The sequence below is a fragment of the Mesorhizobium amorphae genome (assembly GCF_014843845.1).
GTDB classification, from domain to species: Bacteria; Pseudomonadota; Alphaproteobacteria; order Rhizobiales; family Rhizobiaceae; genus Mesorhizobium; species Mesorhizobium amorphae_A.
The window spans coordinates 34,429-56,503 of record NZ_JHQS01000016.1; the positions used below are offsets into that span (position 1 = coordinate 34,429).

The window sequence follows — 22,075 nt, forward strand, 5'->3', positions numbered from 1 at the left end:
CGCGGCATTCAGAACTCGATACCTTGTCCGCGCGGCAGCCGTTGCGCGGGACTGGGAAGCATTTCCTGCGATGAAGTGGGCATCGCAGGAAAATACCGCGTCCCACTCATAAAATGGGAGACTATGAATGAAGAAGACTGTTGTGTTGGCCTTGACGCTCACCGCCGTTTTGTCCTTTTCCAACTTGGCGAAGGCCGATTTGTTGATCGGCGTCGCCGGACCGGTTACCGGGCCGAATGCAGCGTTTGGCGCGCAGCTCCAAAAGGGCGCGCAGTTCGCCGTCGACGCAATCAATGCGGCTGGCGGCGTCAATGGCGAGATGATTGTTCTGACGGTCGGCGACGATGCCTCGGACCCGAAACAAGGCATCTCCGTCGCCAACAAGTTCGCGGCCGATGGCGTGAAGTTTGTTGTGGGCCACTTCAACGCCGGCGTCTCGATCCCGGCATCCGACGTCTATGCGGAAAACGGCATCGTTCAGATCACGCCAGCAGCAACAAAGCCGGAGTTCACTGAGCGAGGCCTCTGGAATGTATTTCGGACATGCGGCCGAGACGACCAGCAGAGCACCGTCGCCGGCAAGTATCTTGTCGAGACATTCAAGGACGCGAAAATCGCGATCGCTCATGATAAGACACCTGGTGGCCAAGGCCTCGCCGACGAGACCCGCAAGGTCATCAATGCCGGCGGGCTTAAGGAGGCGATGTATGAAGGCGTGAATTTTGGGGAAAAGGACTTTTCCGCGCTGATCGGCAAGATGAAGGAAGCCGGCGTTTCGGTAGTCTACTGGGGTGGCATGCACACCGAAGCCGGTTTGCTGATCCGACAGATGGGAGACCAGGGCCTGAAGGCGAAGCTTGTTTCTGGAGATGGCATCGTTTCAAACGAGCTCTCTGCGATCGCGGGCGATGCGGTTGTCGGGACGCTCAACACGTTTGGTCCAGACCCGAGACTTGATCCCGCAAACAAGCAGGTGGTCGACACATTCAATGCCGCCGGTTTCAACCCCGAGGCCTATACGCTTTATTCTTACGCGGCAGTGCAAGTCATTGCCGCAGCAGCGACCGTCGCAGGTTCAAACGACCCGATAACGGTTGCCAAAGCCATGCACGAGAAAGGTCCGTTCAAGTCCGTACTCGGCGACTTGGCGTTTGACGAAAAGGGCGACCCCAAACTGCCTGGTTATATTATGTATGAATGGGTGAAGACCGCGGACGGGGCTTACATTTACAAGCCGCTCGGATCGTAGCGCCGAAGCTGGCCTTTCGCCGCAGCCGATGCGTGCCCAGCCTACGGTGTTGGCTTAGAGTTCAGGCCGGGAGAGAGGCCGGCATGGATGCGGTCTCGCCCCGGGTTAGGTGCCTCACGCGACAAGCTTCGGCAGCGTGGCCGCCAATGCATCGACGGCAAGACGTACCTTTAGCGGCAAATGAGGCGTCTGCAGCCACAAGGCATGGCAGTCGTAAAGAAAGTCTGGCTGGTCCACCAACAGCGGGACAAGCAGTCCGGCCTGAATGCGTTCGCGCACCAGCCACGACGGAAGCCAGGCAAGTCCCATTCCGACAACTGCGGCTTCGGCGATCGCGTCCAGATCGTCGAGCCGCAGCCGACCGAGCGGCATGACCTGCATGGGCGGTTGGTTGCCGAGCGGAAACAGCCATGGCTGAACGGTACGACCTGAGCGGTGGTAGATAATGGCACGATGGCCGCCGAGATCCTCTATCCGGCACGGCCGACCGTGTTTCTCGAGATAGGATGGGGCGGCGCAGACGACCATGCGCTGGCTCGCTACGCGCCGCGAGATGACCCCGGCCCTGTCCTGCAGATCGCCGGTGCGGATGGCAAGGTCGTAGCCATCCTCGGCAAGGTCCGCGAAGCGGTCGGTAAGTGAAAGATCCATTTCCAGCGCGGGATAGCGCCTCGCCAGCTCCAGCAGGATTGGCGTTACGCAGTGCCGGCCGAAATGGGCGGGCATGGTGACACGCAGCCTTCCTCGCGGCTCGGACAACTGGTCGGCGGCGAGTGCATCGGCGGCGTCGGCTTCGGCGAGCACCACCCGGCAGCGTTCATAATAGGCGCGGCCGAATTCGGTCAGGCCCTGGCGGCGTGTGGTCCGATTGAGCAGACGCATACCCAGACGCTCCTCCAGAAGCCGCACATGCTTGCCGATCATCGGAGCGGATAGTTCGAGCGCGGCCGCCGCCGCCGCGAACGAGCCAAGGTCAACGGCTTTGACGAACACCGCCATGCTTGCGAGACGATCCATATTCAAAACCCCTGGTTTCTACAGTCGTGCCAGTAGTGGCATTTATCCATCAAAAACCAGATGGCATAGCCTATTCGGTTCAAATATTTTGGAGTTCAATCGAATGGCACGCGTCATACGTTTTCATAAAACTGGTGGTCCAGAGGTTCTTCGCGTCGAAGACATCGATGTCCCGGCACCTGGTCCAAACGAAGTTCAGATCCGCGTGAAGGCGCTAGGTCTCAACCGTGCCGAAGCGCTGTTGCGCGCGGGCACCTATATCGAGACACCTACTTTTCCCTCGCGTCTGGGGCTGGAAGCAGCGGGTATCGTCGAGTCGGTAGGAGCAGGCGTCAAAGGCTTCAAAGCAGGCGATGGCGTCAGTCTCGTGCCGCCGATCTCGATGTTGCGCTGGCCGACCTACGGCGAACTCATCAACTTCCCCGTTGAGCATGTGGTCAAGCACCCGGAGACGCTTAGCTGGGAAGAAGCGGCTGCGGTCTGGATGAAGTACCTGACGGCCTATGGCGCGCTGATTGACATCGCCAAGCTCACCAGCAAGGATTTCGTGGTCATCACCGCGGGCTCGAGCAGCGTTGGCCTTGCCGCCATCCAGATCGCAAAAATGGTGGGCGCGACACCAATCGTCGTGACACGGACTTCAGCCAAGAAACAGGCTCTGATCGACTTCGGTGCAGTGCATGTCATTGCGCAGGCTGAAGAAGACCTTCTGTCCCGGCTCACCGAAATCGCCGGTCCCAATGGCGTTCGCGTTGTCCTGGATCCCATCGGTGGTCCGATCTTCGAGCCGCTGACGGCGGCGATGGCTCCGGGCGGCATTTTGCTCGAATTTGGTGGCTTGAGCCCTGAGCCGACGCCCTTTCCTTTGTTCACCGTTCTGGCCAAGACACTGACGCTGCGTGGCTACCTAGTCCACGAAATCGTCCGCGATCCGGTGAAACTCGAGGCTGCGAAGACCTTCATTCTCGGCGGTCTGAAGTCGGGAGCGCTCAAGCCGGTCATCGCCAAGACATTCGCGTTCGAGCAGATCGTCGATGCGCATCGCTACCTGGAGTCGAACGAACAATTCGGCAAGGTTGTCGTGACGGTTTGACCGGATATGCGAACTCCGGTCTGGCACCGCGCAGTCGGGTGGGTATCTTCAATGATTGTCAGACGCAGAAAGCCCGAATGCTGCGGCGCTTGGCCGCAGCGCCGGTCGGCGCTGCGATTGCTTGCGCAGGATAGATCTGCATTCGGCCTCAAACCAATCAGATCATCGATTGGTCTCTAAGTTTCGTGATTCAAGCTTGAACAGCGGACTTTGGATCATGGCGGGTGAATTCTGGCTGAGCGATCTGCAGTGGACAGCGATCGAACCATTGCTGCCGAGGAACCGCCCCGGCGCGCGACGGGTGGACGATCGCCGCGTCATCAGCGGCATCGTTCGACTGCCCCTATGATCGGTTCCATCGCTGGGGCAGGGCGCTTTCTGTGGCAGGGTCTGCTTGCAACTCTCTTCGCGGTCAATCCAGGCGACATGCAGATGATCGACAGCACGACGGCGAAGGAGCACCGTTCGGCCGCCAGCGGAAAAGGCTGCGCAAGCCCGCGGTGGCAGGACAACGAAGAATCCACGCCGTCATACACGGCTTCGGACGGCCGCACGCATTCGAACACGCCAGGACAACTGGGCGACTTGCGTGCCGCAACAGCCTCGATAGCGCCTTTGCCGCCCGCTCTCTTCCTCGCCGTGGATATGGCCCACGAAAACTACCGCGACGCGCATAAAGTATTGAAATCATTGGCGCACCCGACAGGATTTGAACCTGTGATGTCCCCATATCTGAGAACCAGGCCCCGAAAATGAACCCACCGGCAGACAGGCCACTTTGTCGACGTCAAGAGAAGGTAGAGCGAGGCGATCGTTTCCCGATCCACGATCGCCAGTCGATCTCGCGCCACATGAACCTTCGACCGCGGGAGCGAGATTTATTGGGGGGAAGAAGACTCGAGTCTCATATTTCTATAACGAAAACATGGGATTAGGGGCAACGATGGGGAGTGGGCGTCGCTAGCTACCATGTCGCTCTGAAGGCTCCTGCCCTGCGCGCATAGTATCGACCAGATCTGCCCACGATTGCATCATTTGAACACGTTCGTCCCAGTGGTCACCGCGATGGTATGCTCGCCTCACTGCATCGGCGTCCTTATGCGCCAGCTGCCGTTCTATCGCGTCAACCGACCACTTGCCGCTTTCATTAAGCAACGTGCTGGCCGTGGCGCGGAAGCCATGAGCGGTTGCCTCTTTCTTTGTGAAGCCCATCCGCCGCAACGCCGCATTCAGAGCGTTATCGGATAAAGGCTTCTTGCCGGACCGAACCGACGGGAATAGCAAAGTTCCCCAGCCCGTAATCGAATGTAGGTCGCGTAGCAGCGCGACCGCTTGATTCGCCAGCGGTACTCGATGCTCACGGCGCATTTTCATTCGTCCTGGAGGCACCGTCCACAAGCCGGCGCTTAGATCGAATTCGTCCCATTCCGCCTGCCGAAGCTCGCCAGGGCGCGGAAACAACAGCGCGGATAGTTCGAGCGCCATCCGGACCTCCGGCGTGCCATCGTACGTACGGATCGCCCTGAGAAGCCCTCCAAACGCTTTGGCTTCGAGGATGGCGGCATGATGCCTCGTTTGTGGGCCCGCTATAGCTCCTCTCAACGCTTGAGTGGGGTCGGTGTCACAAAGAGCCGACGCGATGCCGAAGCGAAAGATTGCTCCGATAACCCCGCGCATTCTGCGAGCAGTCTCCAGTCGCCCGCGCTTTTCAACCTGGCGCAACGCCACAAGGATCTCGGGTGCCGTGATTGCATTCATAGGCCGCGGACCCAGCGTCGGACGCGCAAGGTCGATGACCCATTCTGTTTTGACAATCGTCGCAGGAGAACGACCTTTGCGCTTCTGCAAGACAACGTATTCGTCTGCAACTGCGTTGAAAGTATTAGCGCGTGCCAGCGCGCCGGTTATTTTGTCGAGACGTTTTTGAGCGCTTGGGTCGACTCCATCTCGCAGCAAGCGCTTAGCATCATCTCGCTTCATACGCGCTTCGGCCAAGCCGACGTCCGGGTAAGCGCCGAAAGCGAGCGTTTTCTCCTTGTTGTCAAACCGATATTTTAGCCGCCAAAGCCGAGCACCCTTTGCCGTTACCAGCAAAAACAGGCCGTTGGCATCCGCCACCTTTCGATCCTTGCCACTAGGCTTAATTGCTCGAACAGCAACATCTGTAAGGGGCATTTTTGGGGGTATCGCTCAAAGCTAGCGTTTCGATACCCCCAACGATACCCCCATTTTGGTCGAATGCAACCGGACATTGCTGGAGTTCAGTGAACGACGTTCTGCGCTAAGCCCAGGAATTTAGGACCATTTCCCGACTTAGTTGGACGAAGTCGGATGAGGTAATGGTGCCGCTTAGGTGACTCGAACACCTGACCCCATCATTACGAATGATGTGCTCTACCAACTGAGCTAAAGCGGCCCGGGAAGCCGAGGCCTCCAAGATGGGCTGCGTGATAGACTCAACCAGGCGGGAATTCAAGATGGGCGGCCGCGAATTCAGGTCGGGACGCGGCAATTCGTGTTGGCGTTCCACGCAGAACCGAACTCCCACCGCACGCATCCGCCACCTGCTCGGCGGGCGGCGCGCGGGCAGGTTGCGCTCGAAGGCACCGGGTGATCTGGCGAAATCTGTTGATTCTCTTGCTGAAAACCGCCGAAATCGGCCCTGGATGCATGCCCGGGGCAGAATGCGGCCGCTCGCTTGTTGATTGATTGGTCGCCTGCGGCTAACGATCATGGCAATGTGAGCGAACGTGCAGAGGGAATTCGCTTGGACCCGATCGAAAAAGCGATCCGCAACGCCTTCGACAAGGGCAATGCCGAGGACCGTGCGTTTCGCGAGCGGGTCTACCGCTCGGCCTTTGCCGCGCTGGACCGCGTGCTCCAGGCCAATCCGAATGTGACGGTGGAAGTCGCCATCAAGCGCCGCAAGGCGGTGCAGGCCAAGATCACCGAGATCGAATCCGAATTCCTGCCGGCGGTTCCGGATATTGCCCTGCAGACGGAAACTGACGCGGCAGCGCCCGCCGTGGAGGCGCCGACGGTGGCTGCGGCTGAAGCCGCGCCGTCACCCGCTGTCGTCATCGACGGGCCGGTCCAGCCGCCTGCATCCGACGCGCCAAGGTCGCGCGTCCTGCCTGTCGTTCCCGACATCATGCCGGATGCGGTTCTTCCCGGTGCGCCGGCGCTCGATTCCCCGGCCGCCGTCTCGACGGAGAGCGGCGAGGCCGAGGTGGCGCCGGACCGCGATGAGCGGCGCATAAGAGGGCGGCGCCTGCCGCTGACCGCGATCTTCCTCGGCGTGACGCTGCTCGCCGCGGCCGGCATCGGCCTCTATTTTGCCAAGCAGACCGGCGTGTTCAAGACGCCGGCCCAGCTCGACACGGCCCCACCCGAAGCGCCGCCGACGGTCGAGGATGACGACTTCACGCCGCCTGCCGGCTCGCCGGAAAAGTCGGGCGAGGACGAACTGGCGCGTGACTGGATCAATGTGTTTTCGCCTGCCGACCCGACCCATGTCGCGGCACCCTCCGATGCCAAGGCCGAGGTGATGGAGGACGACACCGGTTCGTTCCTGCGCATCCGCTCCGGCACCTCCGGCTCGGCCATCGCCTTCGATGTCGGCCAGGGCGTACTGGAAAAGCTTGCCGGCAAGCACGCCGTGTTCGACATTGTCGCCCGTTCCGAAGAGGGCAAGGAGACGCAGATTTCGGTCGATTGCAATTTCGGCGAACTCGGCGATTGCGGCCGCAAGCGCTATGCCGTCGGCAACGAGCGCAACGAGTATCTGTTCGACGTGCAGTTTCCGGACAAGGCCCCCGGCGCCGCCGGCACGATCGCCATCAATTCCGACTTCGACAAGCAGGGCAAGTCGGTCGACATCTACGAGATCCGCGTCTCGATCGCGCAGTAAATCTTGTTGTTTCAGCGCGTGTCGTTATCCCAAAACCGCTGCACACTTTGGGCGACACGCGCTCACGCATCGAGCAGCGCCTGCAGCGTCTCGATGCGGTCGGCTTCGGCTGCCGGCTTGTCCCAGCGCAGCCGCGAGATGCGCGGAAAGCGCATGGCAACGCCCGATTTGTGCCGTGTCGAGCGGTTGAGCCCTTCGAAGGCCACTTCCAGCACCAGCCCGTTCGTGCGGTCGGCCCGCACCGAGCGCACCGGGCCAAAGCGCTCGACCGTGTTGTCGCGGACATATTTGTCGATCTGCTTCAGTTCCTCGTCGGTGAAGCCGAAATAGGCCTTGCCGACCGGCACCAGCTCTTCCGCGCCTTCCGGGCCCGACCAGACGCCGAATGTGTAGTCCGAGTAGAAGCTCGATCGCTTGCCGTGGCCGCGCTGGGCATACATCAGCACCGCGTCGACCGTGTGCGGATCGCGCTTCCATTTGAACCACGGCCCCTTCGGCCGGCCGGCGAGATAGGGCGAATCCCAGCGCTTCAGCATCACGCCTTCGATGATCGGATGCGGCGGCGCCTGGCGCAGCCGTTCCAGCGCCGGCCAGTCCTCGAATGCGACCAGCGGTGAAAGATCGAAGCGGCTGGGGTCGAGCGTGCCGACAAAGGCCTCGAGGCGGAGGCGGCGCTCGCGGAAGGGCAGCGTGCGAAGGTCCTCGCCGTCGATTTGCAGCGCGTCGTAGCAGCGCATGAAGGCCGGATATTGCTGCTGCATTTTCGGCGTCACGGTCTTGCGGTTCAGCCGCTGCTGCAGGTCGGAGAACGTGCCTGTCGCCGAGGGCTCGCCGACCAGCAGCTCGCCGTCGAGCGCGGCCGAAAAATGCATGGCGTCAGCAAGGTCGGGAAAGGCGCCGGAGACGTCGTCGCCGGTGCGCGAATAGAGCCGGCGTACGCCGTCTTCGCAGACCGCCTGGACGCGGATGCCGTCCCATTTCCACTCCGCGGCATAGTCGGCCGGGTCGAGCTTTTCGAGATCGCCGTCACCGATCGGGTTGGACAGCATTACCGGCCGGAACAGGGCCGCCGCCGTCCTTTGCGGTTTGTCCGCCTTGCCCTCCAGCCAGGCGAACAGGCCGGCATAGGGCGGCGTCAGCCCGTGCCACAATTCCTCGATCTCGGCGACGTCGACCTTGCCGAAATCGGCCAGCGCCTGCTTGGCCAGCCGCGCCGAGACGCCGATCCGCAGCCCGCCGGTGACCAGCTTGATGATGGCGAAGCGGGCCGAGATGCCGGCGCTGTCGAGCAGCCTTGCCAGAACCTTCGGCCCGTCGGAACGGCTCGCCGCCTGCAGTTTCGCCACCACCTCGCCGAGCGTCGGCTCCCGGTTCGGAATATGTCCGGGCATTTGCGGCCAGACCAGGGACACGGTCTCGGCGAGGTCGCCGACATAGTCGTAGGAATAGCCGAACAGTACCGGGTCCATGCGCTCGACGACCAGCGCGCGCAGCATCGCCGGCTTGACCGCCGCGATCGACAGGTCGCCGGTGATCGCCGCCAGCGCCAGGCCGCGATCCGGATCCTCGACGCTGCGGAAATAGTCGATGAGCAGCGTCAGCTTGCCGTTGCGCGACGGCGTCAGCACGAGACGGTCGAGGAGTTCGGCGAAGCGGTTCATGGCTCGGCCAATAGGGAAAGCTTGCGATCCTTCGCGCGCCCCTCTGTCCTGCCGGACATTTCCCCCACTTGGGGGGAGATTGGCAGTTTCGTTCTTGTCGCACGTCTCGCAACGTCAGCGATTGGCGAAAGCCGCGAAGGTAGCCGATCTCCCCCCAAGTGGGGGAGATGTCCGGCAGGACAGAGGGGGGCGCCGTAGTGCGCGACTCTCGCGGTTGACAAACCCGCCATCATCAATCGCCCTCGTCCTCATAACCAACGAGATGCAGCGGCCGTGCCGCAATTCCCTCCAGCTCGCACCAGCGCACCAGCGCCTCCTCGCGGCCATGCGTCACCCAGATCTCCTCAGCCCCCGTCTCCTTGATCGTGGCGGTCAGTTCGTCCCAGTCGGCATGGTCGGAAATGATCAGCGGCAGCTCGACACCGCCTTGCTTGGCGCGTTGGCGGATGCGCATCCAGCCGGACGCAAAGCAGGAGATCGGATCGGGAAAGCGCCGTGCCCAGCGGTCGGCGAAGGCCGACGGCGGGCCGATGACGATGGCGCCGGCGAAATCGTCCTTGCCGCCGCTGTCGACCGTTGCCGGATCGAGCTGCCCGAGGTCGATGCCCTGGCCCTGATAATACTCGCTGAGCTTTGCCAGCGCGCCGTGGATGTAGATCGGCCTATCGTAGCCGGCATCGCGCAGCAGCCGCATGACGCGCTGCGCCTTGCCGAGCGCATAGGCGCCGACCAGATGCGAGCGTTCGGGAAACTGTGCAGCCGATTTCAGCAACCGCGCGATCTCCTCCGTGTCTGGCGGATGCCGAAACACCGGCAGGCCGAATGTCGCCTCGGTGATGAACACGTCGCAGCGGACCGGTTGGAACGGCTCGCAGGTGGCGTCCTTCTGGCGTTTGTAGTCGCCGGAGGCGACGATGCGCAGCCCCTGATGCTCAACCGCGATCTGCGCCGAACCGAGCACATGGCCAGCCGGATGGAAGGTGACCGAGACGCCGTTGAGCGCCATCGTCTCGCCAAGCGTTGCCGCTTGCATGGTCTCGGCAAAGCCCTCGCCATAGCGCAGTCCCATGATGTCGAGCGTTTGCCTCGTGGCAAGCACGGAGCGATGGCCGGAACGGGCATGGTCGGAATGGCCATGCGTGATCAGCGCCCGGTTGACCGGCCGCACCGGGTCGATGAAGAAATCGCCGGGCGGGCAGTAGAGGCCTTCCGGCCGGGGATGGAGCAGGTCGCTGGCGCGCATGCCGCCAAGATAGTTGCTAATTCAGCCGCGGGAAGCCTGTTGCAAGAGACTGCTGACTCATCCTACAGCCAGCGGCCGATTACATCCTGCCGGCAGGATACTTTCGCCATGAAACCGTTCCAGGCCACGTCCGGCGACTTGACCGCAGACCGTCGCGCCGACTTCGCCGAGATGCTTTACGCCTCCGGCGAGCCGGCAGCGGCGGCCGAACTGCTGCTTGGTGCACTGGAACTGGCGCCGCAATGGGCGGCCGGCTGGTTCCGTCTCGGTGAGATGCACGAGGCGGCCGCCGACCTCGCCCAGGCCGCGCAAGCCTGGACCATGGCGCTGACGCTGGAGCCGACGGACCGGCTGGGTGCCGCGCTGAAGTTGCAACTGATCGGCAAGGCGCCCTCCGCCACGGCACCGCCGAGCGCCTTCGTCGAAATGCTGTTCGACCACTATGCCGAAAGCTTCGAGGAGTCGCTGGTCGACAAGCTTGGCTACCGGCTGCCCGACTTTCTCGACCAGGCCGTCCGGAGAGCGAGGCCGGGACGTTTCCGGCTGGTACTCGATCTCGGCTGCGGCACCGGCCTGATGGGGCAGAGGCTGCGACCGGTGGCCGACCGGCTGGAGGGCTACGACATCTCCGCCGCCATGCTCAAGAAGGCACGCGCCAAGGGCGTCTACGATCTGCTCGCCAAGGCGGATTTGCAGGACTTTTCCTATGCCGGGCCGAAAGCCGATCTGGTGGTGGCGGCCGACGTGTTCATCTATGTCGGCGCGCTCGATCGCGTGATCAGCAGGATCGCCGGCCTGCTTGCCGGTGACGGCCTGTTTGCCTTCTCCGTCGAGACATTGGTGGGCGAAGGCGGGTTCGCGCTGCAGCCGTCACGCCGCTACGCGCATTCGCACGCCTATGTCGGGCAGGCTCTGGCAGCCAACGGCTTTTCGGTCCTGTCGATGGACCCTACCGTGATCCGGCTGGATCGCAGCCAGCCGGTCGAAGGGCTCGCCGTCGTGGCGGCGCTGCCGGCCAACACCTGACGTCTTTTCCTGTTTGAAAATGTGATTATGTTTTTTCGGTCCGCGCCTGCATCACTCGTGCCGGCTCGCGAAACGGGCTGGTTTGTGGGCGAAGGCCATACTCGATACGGAGCAGATCCCATGCGCTGGAACTTGGTGGTTTTGGCATCTTGCCTGGCTATGGCCGGTTGCGTTGGCGGCACTTCGATGGCGGAACGCCAGGACGAAAATGTCCAGTCCTCGCTGCAATATGACAATGTGCCTTGCGATCAGTTGCTGGCGCAGCGCAATGGGTTGGCGCAGCAATACAAGCTTCCGACGACTGCGAAGCCGACCTTCTCCAATCCCGCGATGGGCTTCGGCCCGTTCACGCCCGACATGCGCTCCAAGGCCAAGCGCGATAGCGACAAGGCCAGCGGCGAGATCGACGCCATGAACCGGTCGATCGAGCGCCGCGACTGCGGCAAGCCGAAGAAGAAAGAAACCTTCGCCCTGCCGGGCGCTAAAACTGGTTGAAGGCGAAGCCTCAGTAACCCGCCTTGCGATCCACCAGATTCTCTAGCTTTTCGCCGCGCTCGTAAGCCGCCATCTGCCGCAGCATGATCGGCACCAGATGGACAGGGTCGGACGTCGCCGCCGCATGCGGCGTGACGAACACTTTTGGATGCGCCCATAGCGGGCTGGTCTTGGGCAGCGGCTCGACCTCGAACACGTCGAGGCTGGCTTCCTTCAGCGTCCCATCCTCCAGCGCGCGCAAGATGTCTGCGTCCTTCTGCAGCCGTCCGCGCCCGGCATTGATCAGCACCGAGCCGCCGAGGCCGTTGCGCTTCCTGAGCTCCTTCAGGAGATTGTAGTTGACGATGCCTTGCGTCTGGGCGGTTAGCGGCAAGAGCACCACCAACATGTCCGTGGCGTTGAGGAACGGGATCAGCCCGGCATCGCCCGCATAGGTGGACACGCCCTTCATAGGGTGCTCGCTGCGCGACCAGCCATTGACGGCAAAGCCGAGCGACAAAAGCACCGAGGCCGCCGCGCGGCCGAGATTGCCGAGCCCCATGATGCCCACGGAGATGTCGCCGGCCGGCCGCTGCGGCGGCTCATGCCAGGTTTTCTTCCGCTGCTGCGCGCGGTAGAGCGCGCCCTGACGGTGATGGTCGAGCACGCGCCAGACGACATATTCGGTCATGTATTGGGTGAGGTTGTCGGCGACGACCTTGACGATCGGCACGTCCGGCAGGCCTGGGTCGGCGAAGATATGGTCGACGCCGGCGCCGATCGAGAAGATGGCGCGCAGATTGGGCAGTTTCGACAAGAGGTTCGGCTTCTGCTTCCACACCACCGCGTAGCTGATCGAGGGATCGCTGGCCCCGTCCGGCTCGAGCACGACCTCGCGCTCGACCGACAGCAGCTCGCGCCAGCGCTGCGGATGAAAGCCGGTGACGGCGAGCAGGATACGGCCCTTTTCCATCTGCGGATGTTTTCCTGTTGCTTCAGCCTACTCGCTGACGATGCCGGCAGGCGCGGTCTCTATTCTGAACGCGGCCGATATCAGCGCCCGAGTATAGTCGGTTTGCGGGTTTCCAAAAATCTGTTCGGAAGGCCCGGCTTCGACAATTTGGCCATTGCGCATGACGATGACGTCGTTGGCAAGCGCGCGGATGACTTTCAGATCGTGGCTGATGAACAGATAGGCCAGATCATGCTTGGCCTGAAGGCTGCGCAGCAGATCGACGACCTGCGCCTGAACGCTCATGTCGAGCGCCGAGGTCGGCTCGTCCAGCATGACGAAGCGCGGGTTGAGCACCATGGCGCGCGCGATGGCGACGCGCTGACGCTGGCCGCCGGAGAATTCGTGCGGATAGCGGTTGCGGGTGGCCGGATCGAGCCCAACCTCCTTCAATACGTCGACGACGCGCTCGTCACGCTGGTCCGGCGACAGCTTCGGCTCGTGGATCTTCAGCCCTTCCTCGATGATCTCGGACACCGACATACGCGGGCTGAGCGAGCCGAACGGATCCTGGAACACGATCTGCAACTCGCGCCGAAGCGGCCGCATGGCGTTGAAGGACAGCTGGTTGATGTCGCGACCGTTGAACTGGATGGTTCCGGTCGACGAGATCATCCTGGCCAGCGCCAGGCCAAGTGTCGTCTTGCCCGAGCCAGATTCGCCCACGACGCCGAGCGTCTGGCCGGCGCGCACGGTGACGTCGATGCCGTCGACCGCCTTCACATTGTCGACGGTGCGGCGGAAGAAGCCCTTCTTGATCGGAAACCAGACCTTTATGTCGCTGCCCGTCATCACCGGCTTGGCGGTCGCGTTGGCGGCCGGCGGCTTGCCCTTCGGCTCGGCGGCCAGCAAATGCTGGGTATAGGCGTGCTGTGGGGTCGCGAAGATATCCTTGGTCGGTCCGGTCTCGACGATCTTGCCCTTGGTCATCACGCAGACCCGGTCGGCGATCTTCCTGACGATGCCGAGATCGTGAGTGATGAACAGCATCGACATGCCCTTGCGGCTCTTCAGCCCCGCCAGCAGTTCGAGGATCTGCGCCTGCACGGTGACGTCGAGCGCCGTCGTTGGCTCGTCGGCGATCAAAAGCTCCGGCTCGTTGGCCAAAGCCATGGCGATCATGACGCGCTGGCGCTGGCCGCCGGACAGCTGGTGCGGATAGGCGTCGAGCCGCTTCTGCGGCTCGCGGATGCCGACCTCGTTGAGCAGTTCCAGGGTGCGTGCCCTGGCCTGGCGGTCGCCCAGGCCCTGGTGCAGCTTCAGCACTTCGACGATCTGCTGCTCGATCGTGTGCAGCGGATTGAGCGAGGTCATCGGCTCCTGGAAGATCATAGTGATCTTGTTGCCGCGCACCTGGCGAAGCTGCTTCTCGCTCATGGCAAGCAGGTCGGCACCATGGAACAGGATCCTTCCCGACGGGTGGCTGGCGCTCGGATAGGGCAGCAGCTTCAGAACCGACAGCGCCGAGACCGACTTGCCGGAGCCGGACTCGCCGACCAGCGCCACCGTCTCGCCCTTGGCGATGTCGAAGGAGATGTGGTCGACGGCCATCGACTGGCTGCCACCTTGCGCGAAGGCGACGCCGAGGTCGCGGACGGAGAGCAGGGCGTCGCTCATTTGAACGTCTTGCGCGGGTCGAAGGCGTCGCGCGTCGCCTCACCGACGAAGACCAGCAGCGACAGCATCAGCGAGATGACGACGAAGCCGGAAATGCCGAGCCATGGCGCGTTGAGGTTGCGCTGCGCCTGCTTCAGCAATTCGCCGAGCGAGGCAGAGCCGGGCGGCAGGCCGAAGCCGAGATAATCGAGCGAGGTCAGCGTCGAGATAGATCCGCTGAGCAGGAACGGCAGGAAGGTCAGCGTCGCCACCATGGCGTTGGGCAAAAGATGGCGGAACATGATGGTGAGGTTGCGCACGCCGAGCGCGCGCGCCGCGTTGACATATTCGAAGTTGCGGGCGCGCAGGAACTCGGCCCTGACCACGCCGACCAGCGCCACCCAGGAGAACAACAGCATCAGCCCGAGCAGGATGAAGAAGCCGGGCGGCAGGATGGCGGCGACGATGAGCAGCAGATAGAGCACCGGGATCGCCGACCAGATTTCGATGAAGCGCTGGAACAGAAGGTCGGTCCAGCCGCCGAAATAGCCTTGCACGGCGCCGGCCGCCACGCCGATCAGCGCCGAACCGAAGGTCAGGATCAGGCCGAACAGCACCGAGATCCTGAACCCGTAGATCACGCGCGCCAGCACGTCGCGCGCCTGGTCGTCAGTGCCCAGCCAGTTCCAGTTGCCGACGATGCAATTGGGGTCGGCAGCACCTTGCGGGTACTGGCTGCAGCGCTTCGTGGCGTCATATTGCCAGGAAGGCTTGGCGGGTGCTGCCTCCGGGATGGCGTTGTTGACGGTCTGGTAGGAGTAGCGCACCGGCGGCCAGATCATCCAGCCATTGGCGTTGATCTCGTCCTGGATGACCGGATCGCGATAATCAGTGACCGCGTAGAAGCCGCCGAACTTCTCTTCCGGATAGGCGACCAGAACCGGAAACAGGATCTCGCCCTTGTAGGAAGCGATGATCGGCTTGTCGTTGGCGATCAATTCGGAAAACAGCGACAGCACGAACAGGAACAGGAAGATCCACAGCGACCAGTAGCCGCGCCGGTTGGCCCTGAAGTTCTGCAGGCGCCGCTTGTTGAGCGGCGACAGCCAGGGCCGGGCGATCCGTTCCGGCGCCGTGCCGGCAGCGGCCTCTGCCATCAGACGTCTCTCCGCTCGAAATCGATGCGCGGATCGACCCAGGTGTAGATCAGGTCCGACAACAGGCCGACGAACAGGCCAAGCAGCGAGAAGATATAGAGATTGGCAAACACCACCGGATAGTCGCGCTCGACCACCGACCTGAAGCCAAGCAGGCCGAGGCCGTCGAGCGAGAAGATGTTCTCGATCAGCAGCGAGCCGGTGAAAAAGGCCGAGATAAAGGCGCCCGGAAAGCCGGCGATGACGATCAGCATGGCGTTGCGGAAAACATGGCCGTAGAGCACCTTCCGCTCCGACAAGCCCTTCGCGCGCGCCGTCACCACATACTGCTTGCGGATCTCCTCGAGGAACGAGTTCTTGGTCAAAAGCGTCGTCGTCGCGAAGGCCGACAGCACCAGCGCCGTCAGCGGCAAGGTCATGTGCCAGAAATAATCGACGATCTTGCCTGACCAGGACAGCTGATCCCAATTGTCAGAGGTGAGGCCGCGCAACGGAAACCAGTCCCAGAAGGATCCGCCGGCAAACAGCACCATCAGCATGATGCCGAACAGGAAGCCGGGAATGGCATAGCCAACGATCACCACCCCGCTGGTCCAGACGTCGAAGGTCGAGCCGTCCTTGACCGCCTTGCGGATGCCGAGCGGGATCGAGATCAGGTAGGACAGAAGCGTGATCCACAGTCCGATCGAAATCGACACCGGCATCTTTTCCAGGATCAGGTCGAGCACCGAAATGTCTCGGAAATAGCTGTCGCCGAAATCGAAGCGGGCATAGTTCCACAGCATCATGCCGAAGCGCTCGAGCGGCGGCTTGTCGAAGCCGAACTGCTTTTCCAGCTTCTTGATGAATTCGGGGTCGAGCCCCTGCGCGCCGCGATATTTCGAGCTGACGTCTCCGGCGACATCGACATTGCTGCCGCTGGCATCGCCACCGCCACCACCGAGCCGGTCGCTGCCACCCTGGTTGGTCAGCCTGGCGATGACCTGTTCGACCGGCCCGCCGGGCGCGAACTGGATGACGGCGAACGATATCGCCATGATGCCGAACAGCGTCGGGATCATCAGAAGGATGCGGCGGAGTATATAGGCGCCCATCAGGCTGCCGGCCCTGCGTGAACTGGAATGTCAGGCTTTGCCAATTTTTGCCGCCTTGCCCTTGTCGAACCACCACAGCGCTTCGACCGGAAAGCCGAAATCGGGTTTTTGCTCGGGAAAGCCGAACATGTCCCAATAGGCGCTTCGGTGATTCGCCAGGAACCAACTTGGAATCCAATCGCGCCGCGCACGCAAGGCCCGATCGAGTGCCCGCATTGCAACGGTCAGGCTTTCGCGGTCCTTGGCGGCGCCAACCGCGTCGATCAGTACGTCGATGGCGGGGCTCGATATGCCGGGAAGATTGCGCGACCCGGACACTGTCGCCGTGCTCGAATGGAAGAAGATTTCGAGATCATCTCGAGTCGGTGTCGCCGAAAACGAGAAGGCGACCGAGATCAGGTCGAAATCGAAGGTCGACTGCCTGAGCTGATATTGCGCTGGATCGACCAGTCCTATCGTGGCGTCGATGCCGACCGCCCTCATATTGGCGATCCAGGGCGAATAGACCTTCACGAAGGTGTCGTCGTCGACGAGGAATTCGGCTGACAGCCGCTCGCCCTTGTCGTTGACAGCGAAATCGCCGGAACGTTTCCAGCCTGCCTCGGCGAGAAGTTTCGCAGCCTTCCCCAGCATCTTGCGATCCCGCCCTGAGCCGTCCGAGGCAGGCTGCGTCACCGCCTCGCCGAAGGTCTCCGGCGGCAGCTTGTCACGCAGCGGCTCCAGCAGAGCGAGTTCTTCAGGCGAAGGCATGCCTTCGGCGCGATAGTCCGACTTCTCGAAGCAGGATTGCGAGCGCTCGTAGGAACCGTAGAAGAAGTTGCGCCGTGTCCATTCGAAGTCGAAGCAGAGCGCAATCGCCTGCCGCACACGCGCGTCGCGAAACTGCTCGCGCCGCTGGTTGACGGCTGTGGCCTGCATGGAAGGGACTGTTTCAGCGGGAAATTCGTGCTTGACCACCTTGCCGGCGGTGAAGGCCGGAAAGTCATAGGCCGTCGCCCAGACCCGCGAGGTGAACTCCTCCCGGTAGAGGATCTCGCCCTTCTTGAAAGCCTCGAATCCGGCGGTGCGGTCCTGGTAGAATTCGATGCGGATGCGCTCGAAATTGTTCTGGCCGCGATTGACCGGGAGATCCTTGCCCCAATAGTCGGCGACACGTTCATATTCGATCCACGACCCCGCCGACCACCGCCCGACCTTGTAGGCGCCGCAGCCGAGCGGAGGGTTCAGTTGCGAGGAATCGAAGGGATTAGCGCTGTAGAAGGCCTTCGACAGGATCGGGAATTCGGCGACGTTGAGGATGGTGCGAACGGAGTGCTTGCCGGAAAAGCTAAGCCTGAGCGTGCGCGGATCGACAGCGACCGCATCCTCCAGATGCGTCAGCGACAGCGACAGGTCGGGATGACCCTTTTCCTTGAAAAGCTTGAAGGTAAAGGCCGCGTCCTCGGCGGTCAGCGGCGTGCCGTCGTGGAAGCGCGCCTCGGACCGGAGCGAGAATTCGAAGTTCTTGCGGTCGTCCGAAATGGTCACGCCGTCGGCAATCAGGCCGTAGATGGCGTCCGGCTCGTCCAGCGCCCTGGCCATCAGCGAATCGAAGCACATCCCCATGCGTGGCGGCGCGTCGCCCTTCGGCGTGAAGGAATTCAGCGTGTTGAAGGTCTCTGTGTTCTGATTATAGCCCCAGTTGGGCGGCGAGAAGTTGAAGGTGCCGCCTTGCGGCGCATCGACATTGACGTAGTCGAAATGGGCAAAATCAGGCTTGTATTTGAGATCGCCGAAGGCCGACAGCCCGTGCAGCTTGACGCCGGTCGGAATGGCGGCGAAGGCGCGGCCGGGGAGCAGCGCTGCAGCGCTGGCCGCGGCGCTAAGCGCCAGAACGTCGCGGCGGGTCGCCATAAATTGCCGCCCCATCAATTGCTGCCCTTGTACTTCGCGGCCAGCGCCTTTTCCTTCTCGGGATCGATCCACCACGAGTCGGTGTCGGCGCCCCTGTAACTCGGCTGCTTTTCCGGAATGCCGAACTTGTTCCAGTAGGCGAGCCACACCACGGAGCGGTAGTATTGCGGCACGACGTAGTAGTTCCACAACAGCACCCGATCGAGCGCGTGGGTGGCGGCGACGAGATCGTCGCGGTCGGTGGCAAAGATGATGCGGTCGACCAAGGCGTCGACGACCGGGTTCTTGATACCGGAATAATTGCGCGATCCCGGCGCGTCGGCGGCCTTCGAACTCCAGAAATCGCGCTGCTCATTCCCAGGTGATTCCGACTGCCCAAGCTGCCCGATGATGACGTCGTAATCGAAATTGTTGACGCGGTTGATGTACTGGGTCTGGTCGATCATTCGTAGCGTAGCGTCGACGCCAATCTTGCGCAGATTGGCGATGTACGGGCTGGAGATGACCTGGTCGGTGTCGCTCGTGCCGAGGATCTCGAATTTGAACGGCTCGCCGGTCTTGGCATTGACCATCTTGCCGCCCTTGATCACCCAACCGGCCTGGGCGAACAGGTCGACGGCCTGCTTCAGGTGCTTCCGCTCCGCCTGCGGTGAATCATAGACCGGCAGCTTGAATTCCTGCGTGAACAGTTCGGGCGGCAGCTTGTCGCGGTATTGTTCCAGGATTTCCAGTTCCTTGCCTTGCGGCAGGCCGCTTGAGGCCAGTTCTGTGCCCTGAAAGTAGCTGCTGGTGCGGGTGTTGAAACCGTAGAACAGCGTGCGGTTCATCGTCTCGAAGTCGAAGGGGTAGGTCAGAGCGGCGCGCACCAGGCGATCTCCGAACAGCGGACGCCTCTGGTTGAGCATGAAAGCCTGCATCGGTTCGGGCGATGTGGTCTTGAATTCCTGCTTGATGACATCGCCGGCCTTGACCGCCGGAAAATCATAGAATGTCTTCCAGCGCTTCGAACTGTTTTCCGGCTTGATGTCGTCAAATCCGCCCTTGGTGAAAGCCTGCCAGGCGGCGTTGTCGTCGAGGATATAGGTGAAGCGCTGGGTGTCGAAATTCTCGCGGCCGATCTTCACCGGCAGCTTGGCGGCCCAGTAGTCGGGCACGCGCTGCCAGACGATTTCCGAACCCGGCTTGAAGCTGGCGATCTTGTAGGCGGCGGAGCCGAGCGGCACTTCCAGCGTCGGTTTGGTGACGTCGCGCTTCTTGCCGTTGGCGTCGGTGCCTTCCCACCAGTGTTTGGGCAGCACGGCGAGGTCGCCGAGGATTTTCGGCAGCTCGCGGTTGCCTTTCTGGTTGAAATGGAATTCGACCTCGCGGTCCGAGACAGCGACCGCATCGGTGACGTTCTCGAAATAGCGGCTGTATTGCGGGCTGTTGGCCTTCAGCACCTGGAACGACCAGATCACATCGTCGACGGTGATCGGCTGGCCGTCATGCCATTTTGCCCGCGGATCCAGCCGATAGGTCGCCGAAGAATAATCGGCCGGGTATTTGTAGGCGTCGGCAATCAGCGGGTGGCTGACGCTGCCTTCGTCGGTCGCCTGATCCATCAGCGTGTCGTAGAGCAGGCCGCCACCGAAGGGCACGAGGCCGGCCGCCGGCGACCCCTGCACGATGTAGGGGTTGAAGCTGTCGAACGTGCCAAGCTGGACCGAGTTGTAGGTGCCGCCCTTGGGCGCGTCGGGATTGACGTAGTCGTAGTGCTGGAAATTGTCGCCGTATTTGGACGGGCCGATCAGTGAGGAGGTGGTACGCCATTCATCCGGGAAGGCCGCCTGCAGCCCACCGGCAAGGGCGGCCGCGACCAGCACGGATTTGAGAAGCGTTCGGCCAACCGTCATGCGTTCTCCTCTTCGCGATGCACGTCCACAGGCAATCTAGATCATTTGACGCCCATGAAAACCGCAATGGTCGGGCTCTGTCGCCGCGTATGCGGTTTTCCTAACAGAAAAGCCGGGCTGAACCCGGCTTTTCTGTGAATGTCCGCATGACAAATTCGTTATTTGGCGGGTGCTGCACCTTCGGCCGGCTTTGCCGGAGCGGCTGGTGCCGCACCTTCGGCCGGCTTGGCCGGCGCCGCACCTTCGGCTGGCTTGGCCGGCGCGCTCGCATCGGCGGCGGCGCCTGGCGCCGGCAGCGGCTTCGGATTGTCGGACAGCGTGCGCAGATAGGCGATGACGTTGGCGCGATCCTCATCCTTCGCCAGGCCGGCGAAGCCCATTGCCGTGCCCTTCACGAACTTCTTCGGCGAAAGGAGGAAGTGGTTGATGTTGTCGTAGGTCCATTTCTCGGCGCCGCCCTTGGAGAATTCCTTCATGCCGGCCGAATAGGCAAAGCCCTCATGCTCGGCCACCGGGCGGTCGACAAGATCCCAAAGGTCGGGGCCGACCTTGTTCGGACCGCCCTTTTCGCCGGTATGGCAAGCCTGGCATTTCTTGAACACGGCAGCGCCCGCCTCGGCATTGGCGGTGGCTAAAAGATCGGCGATCGGCTTGGCTTCGGCCGCCGGACCAGCCGCGCCGCCTTCGGCGGGCTCGGTCGCCTCGATCGCGAAGCCGGGCTTTTCGGGCGCGGGCGAAGCAAACAGCGCGTCTGAGACGATGCCGACGGAAAAGACGATGAAACAGGTGCCAAGGAATCCGGCGAGCAGCTTGTTGACTTCGTTGGAATCCATACGCCCCTTGCTCCCTTTTCCGGCGGACCGACCGTCCACTCCGTCCGTCGGTATCGTGGCCCGCCCCGCTGGGGCAGTCAAATCGGGCGGAAACTAGGTCTTTTGCTCTGGCGTTGCAACACCTATAAGGGCGCTTCCAGTGAGACCTTTTGCCACTTTCCCATCCGCTTTTCCAACGCCCCACAACCTCGATGTCCACGCTCATCCTCATCCCGGCCCGCATGGCCTCGACCCGCCTGCCGGGCAAGCCGCTGGCCGACATTGCCGGCGCGCCGATGATCGTGCAGGTCGCCCGCCGCGGCGCCGAGGCCGGGCTTGGGCGGGTTGTGGTGGCGACGGATAGCGAAGCCGTGGCGGAAGCCGTGCGTTCGCACGGTTTCGAGGCGGTGATAACCCGAGACGATCACCAATCCGGCTCCGACCGCATCTTCGAGGCGCTGACCGTCATCGACCCCGACCGCAAGGTCGAAACCATCGTCAATGTCCAGGGCGATCTGCCGACGATCGAGCCTGAGATCATCGGCGCGGCGCTAAGGCCATTCGAGGACGCATCGGTCGACATCGCCACGCTCGGTGTAGAGATCGTCCGCGACGAGGAAAAGGCCAATCCGAACGTCGTCAAGATCGTCGGCTCGCCGCTGTCGGCGACGCGGCTCAGGGCGCTCTATTTCACCCGCGCCACAGCGCCCTGGGGCGAGGGGCCGCTGTATCACCACATCGGCCTTTACGCCTATCGGCGCTCGGCGCTCGAGCGCTTCGTTGCCCTGAAGCCGTCGCCGCTGGAGCGGCGCGAGCGGCTGGAGCAATTGCGGGCGATCGAGGCCGGCATGCGCATCGATGCCGAGATCGTCCAGTCGCTGCCGCTCGGCGTCGACACGCCGGAAGATCTCGAACGCGCCAGAGAAATCCTTTCTAACTGAGATTT

The 22,075-nt window shown here is 62.4% G+C and carries 19 protein-coding genes and 1 tRNA gene; 8 read left to right on the top strand and 12 right to left on the bottom strand.

The window, feature by feature from the left end:
• Nucleotides 1-127: 127 nt before the first annotated feature.
• Nucleotides 128-1,249 (top strand): branched-chain amino acid ABC transporter substrate-binding protein, encoded by a 1,122-nt coding sequence (locus DH08_RS09670; RefSeq protein ID WP_192179099.1) that lies wholly within the window; start codon nucleotides 128-130, stop codon nucleotides 1,247-1,249.
• A gap of 114 nt (nucleotides 1,250-1,363) precedes the next feature.
• Here the strand turns inward: DH08_RS09670 and DH08_RS09675 are convergent, their stop codons facing one another.
• Nucleotides 1,364-2,266 carry a LysR family transcriptional regulator gene (locus DH08_RS09675; RefSeq protein WP_192179100.1) on the bottom strand — a complete coding sequence of 301 codons (903 nt, stop codon included), beginning with the start codon at nucleotides 2,264-2,266 and terminating at the stop codon, nucleotides 1,364-1,366.
• 103 nt (nucleotides 2,267-2,369) lie between these two features.
• Between DH08_RS09675 and DH08_RS09680 the strand changes: the two genes are divergently transcribed.
• The 3 genes from DH08_RS09680 to DH08_RS09690 all read left to right on the top strand — a co-directional run bounded on the left by DH08_RS09680 (nucleotide 2,370) and on the right by DH08_RS09690 (nucleotide 4,115).
• Complete coding sequence (locus DH08_RS09680) at nucleotides 2,370-3,359, top strand: zinc-dependent alcohol dehydrogenase family protein (protein ID WP_192179101.1); 990 nt, start codon at nucleotides 2,370-2,372, stop codon at nucleotides 3,357-3,359.
• Nucleotides 3,360-3,576: 217 nt separating this feature from the next.
• Complete coding sequence (locus DH08_RS36180; RefSeq protein ID WP_428338292.1) at nucleotides 3,577-3,708, top strand: hypothetical protein; 132 nt, start codon at nucleotides 3,577-3,579, stop codon at nucleotides 3,706-3,708.
• Nucleotides 3,705-4,115, top strand: coding sequence for a hypothetical protein (locus DH08_RS09690; protein ID WP_192179102.1), 411 nt, complete (start codon nucleotides 3,705-3,707; stop codon nucleotides 4,113-4,115). The genes DH08_RS36180 and DH08_RS09690 overlap by 4 nt, the downstream gene beginning before the upstream one ends.
• Before the next feature lie 204 nt (nucleotides 4,116-4,319).
• Here the strand turns inward: DH08_RS09690 and DH08_RS09695 are convergent, their stop codons facing one another.
• Nucleotides 4,320-5,534, bottom strand: coding sequence for a tyrosine-type recombinase/integrase (locus DH08_RS09695; RefSeq protein WP_192179103.1), 1,215 nt, complete (start codon nucleotides 5,532-5,534; stop codon nucleotides 4,320-4,322).
• 165 nt (nucleotides 5,535-5,699) lie between these two features.
• A tRNA-Thr gene (locus tag DH08_RS09700) sits at nucleotides 5,700-5,775 on the bottom strand.
• 351 nt (nucleotides 5,776-6,126) lie between these two features.
• Here DH08_RS09700 and DH08_RS09705 point away from each other — a divergent pair.
• Nucleotides 6,127-7,269 (top strand): hypothetical protein, encoded by a 1,143-nt coding sequence (locus tag DH08_RS09705; protein ID WP_192179104.1) that lies wholly within the window; start codon nucleotides 6,127-6,129, stop codon nucleotides 7,267-7,269.
• Between the two features lie 62 nt (nucleotides 7,270-7,331).
• Here the strand turns inward: DH08_RS09705 and DH08_RS09710 are convergent, their stop codons facing one another.
• Complete coding sequence (locus tag DH08_RS09710; RefSeq protein ID WP_192179105.1) at nucleotides 7,332-8,930, bottom strand: cisplatin damage response ATP-dependent DNA ligase; 1,599 nt, start codon at nucleotides 8,928-8,930, stop codon at nucleotides 7,332-7,334.
• 232 nt (nucleotides 8,931-9,162) lie between these two features.
• A complete protein-coding gene (locus tag DH08_RS09715) occupies nucleotides 9,163-10,173 on the bottom strand; it encodes a ligase-associated DNA damage response exonuclease (protein WP_192179106.1) in 1,011 nt (336 codons plus the stop codon).
• Between the two features lie 108 nt (nucleotides 10,174-10,281).
• Between DH08_RS09715 and DH08_RS09720 the strand changes: the two genes are divergently transcribed.
• The gene (locus DH08_RS09720; protein WP_192179107.1) at nucleotides 10,282-11,199 is read left to right on the top strand and encodes a class I SAM-dependent DNA methyltransferase; all 918 of its coding nucleotides are present in this window, start codon (nucleotides 10,282-10,284) and stop codon (nucleotides 11,197-11,199) included.
• Nucleotides 11,200-11,256: 57 nt separating this feature from the next.
• Nucleotides 11,257-11,694, top strand: coding sequence for a hypothetical protein (locus DH08_RS09725; RefSeq protein WP_428338293.1), 438 nt, complete (start codon nucleotides 11,257-11,259; stop codon nucleotides 11,692-11,694).
• A 10-nt stretch (nucleotides 11,695-11,704) separates the two neighbouring features.
• Here DH08_RS09725 and DH08_RS09730 read toward each other — a convergent pair whose 3' ends face one another.
• The 7 genes from DH08_RS09730 to DH08_RS09760 form a co-directional block, all read right to left on the bottom strand.
• A complete protein-coding gene (locus DH08_RS09730) occupies nucleotides 11,705-12,646 on the bottom strand; it encodes a 2-hydroxyacid dehydrogenase (protein ID WP_192179108.1) in 942 nt (313 codons plus the stop codon).
• A 27-nt stretch (nucleotides 12,647-12,673) separates the two neighbouring features.
• Nucleotides 12,674-14,302, bottom strand: coding sequence for an ABC transporter ATP-binding protein (locus tag DH08_RS09735; protein ID WP_192179109.1), 1,629 nt, complete (start codon nucleotides 14,300-14,302; stop codon nucleotides 12,674-12,676).
• Nucleotides 14,299-15,438, bottom strand: a complete 1,140-nt coding sequence (locus DH08_RS09740; protein WP_192179110.1) for an ABC transporter permease — start codon at nucleotides 15,436-15,438, stop codon at nucleotides 14,299-14,301. Before DH08_RS09740 ends, DH08_RS09735 begins: the two co-directional genes overlap by 4 nt.
• Nucleotides 15,438-16,532 carry a microcin C ABC transporter permease YejB gene (locus tag DH08_RS09745; RefSeq protein WP_192179111.1) on the bottom strand — a complete coding sequence of 365 codons (1,095 nt, stop codon included), beginning with the start codon at nucleotides 16,530-16,532 and terminating at the stop codon, nucleotides 15,438-15,440. Before DH08_RS09745 ends, DH08_RS09740 begins: the two co-directional genes overlap by 1 nt.
• 30 nt (nucleotides 16,533-16,562) lie before the next feature.
• Nucleotides 16,563-18,425 carry an extracellular solute-binding protein gene (locus DH08_RS09750; RefSeq protein WP_192179112.1) on the bottom strand — a complete coding sequence of 621 codons (1,863 nt, stop codon included), beginning with the start codon at nucleotides 18,423-18,425 and terminating at the stop codon, nucleotides 16,563-16,565.
• A gap of 14 nt (nucleotides 18,426-18,439) precedes the next feature.
• Nucleotides 18,440-20,317 (bottom strand): extracellular solute-binding protein, encoded by a 1,878-nt coding sequence (locus DH08_RS09755; protein WP_192179113.1) that lies wholly within the window; start codon nucleotides 20,315-20,317, stop codon nucleotides 18,440-18,442.
• 158 nt (nucleotides 20,318-20,475) lie between these two features.
• On the bottom strand, nucleotides 20,476-21,150 hold the full coding sequence (locus DH08_RS09760; protein ID WP_192179114.1) for a c-type cytochrome: 675 nt from the start codon (nucleotides 21,148-21,150) through the stop codon (nucleotides 20,476-20,478).
• A gap of 191 nt (nucleotides 21,151-21,341) precedes the next feature.
• On the opposite strand from DH08_RS09760, the gene DH08_RS09765 reads away from it, so the two are divergent.
• Nucleotides 21,342-22,070 (top strand): 3-deoxy-manno-octulosonate cytidylyltransferase, encoded by a 729-nt coding sequence (locus DH08_RS09765; protein WP_192179115.1) that lies wholly within the window; start codon nucleotides 21,342-21,344, stop codon nucleotides 22,068-22,070.
• The last annotated feature ends 5 nt before the right edge of the window (nucleotides 22,071-22,075 follow it).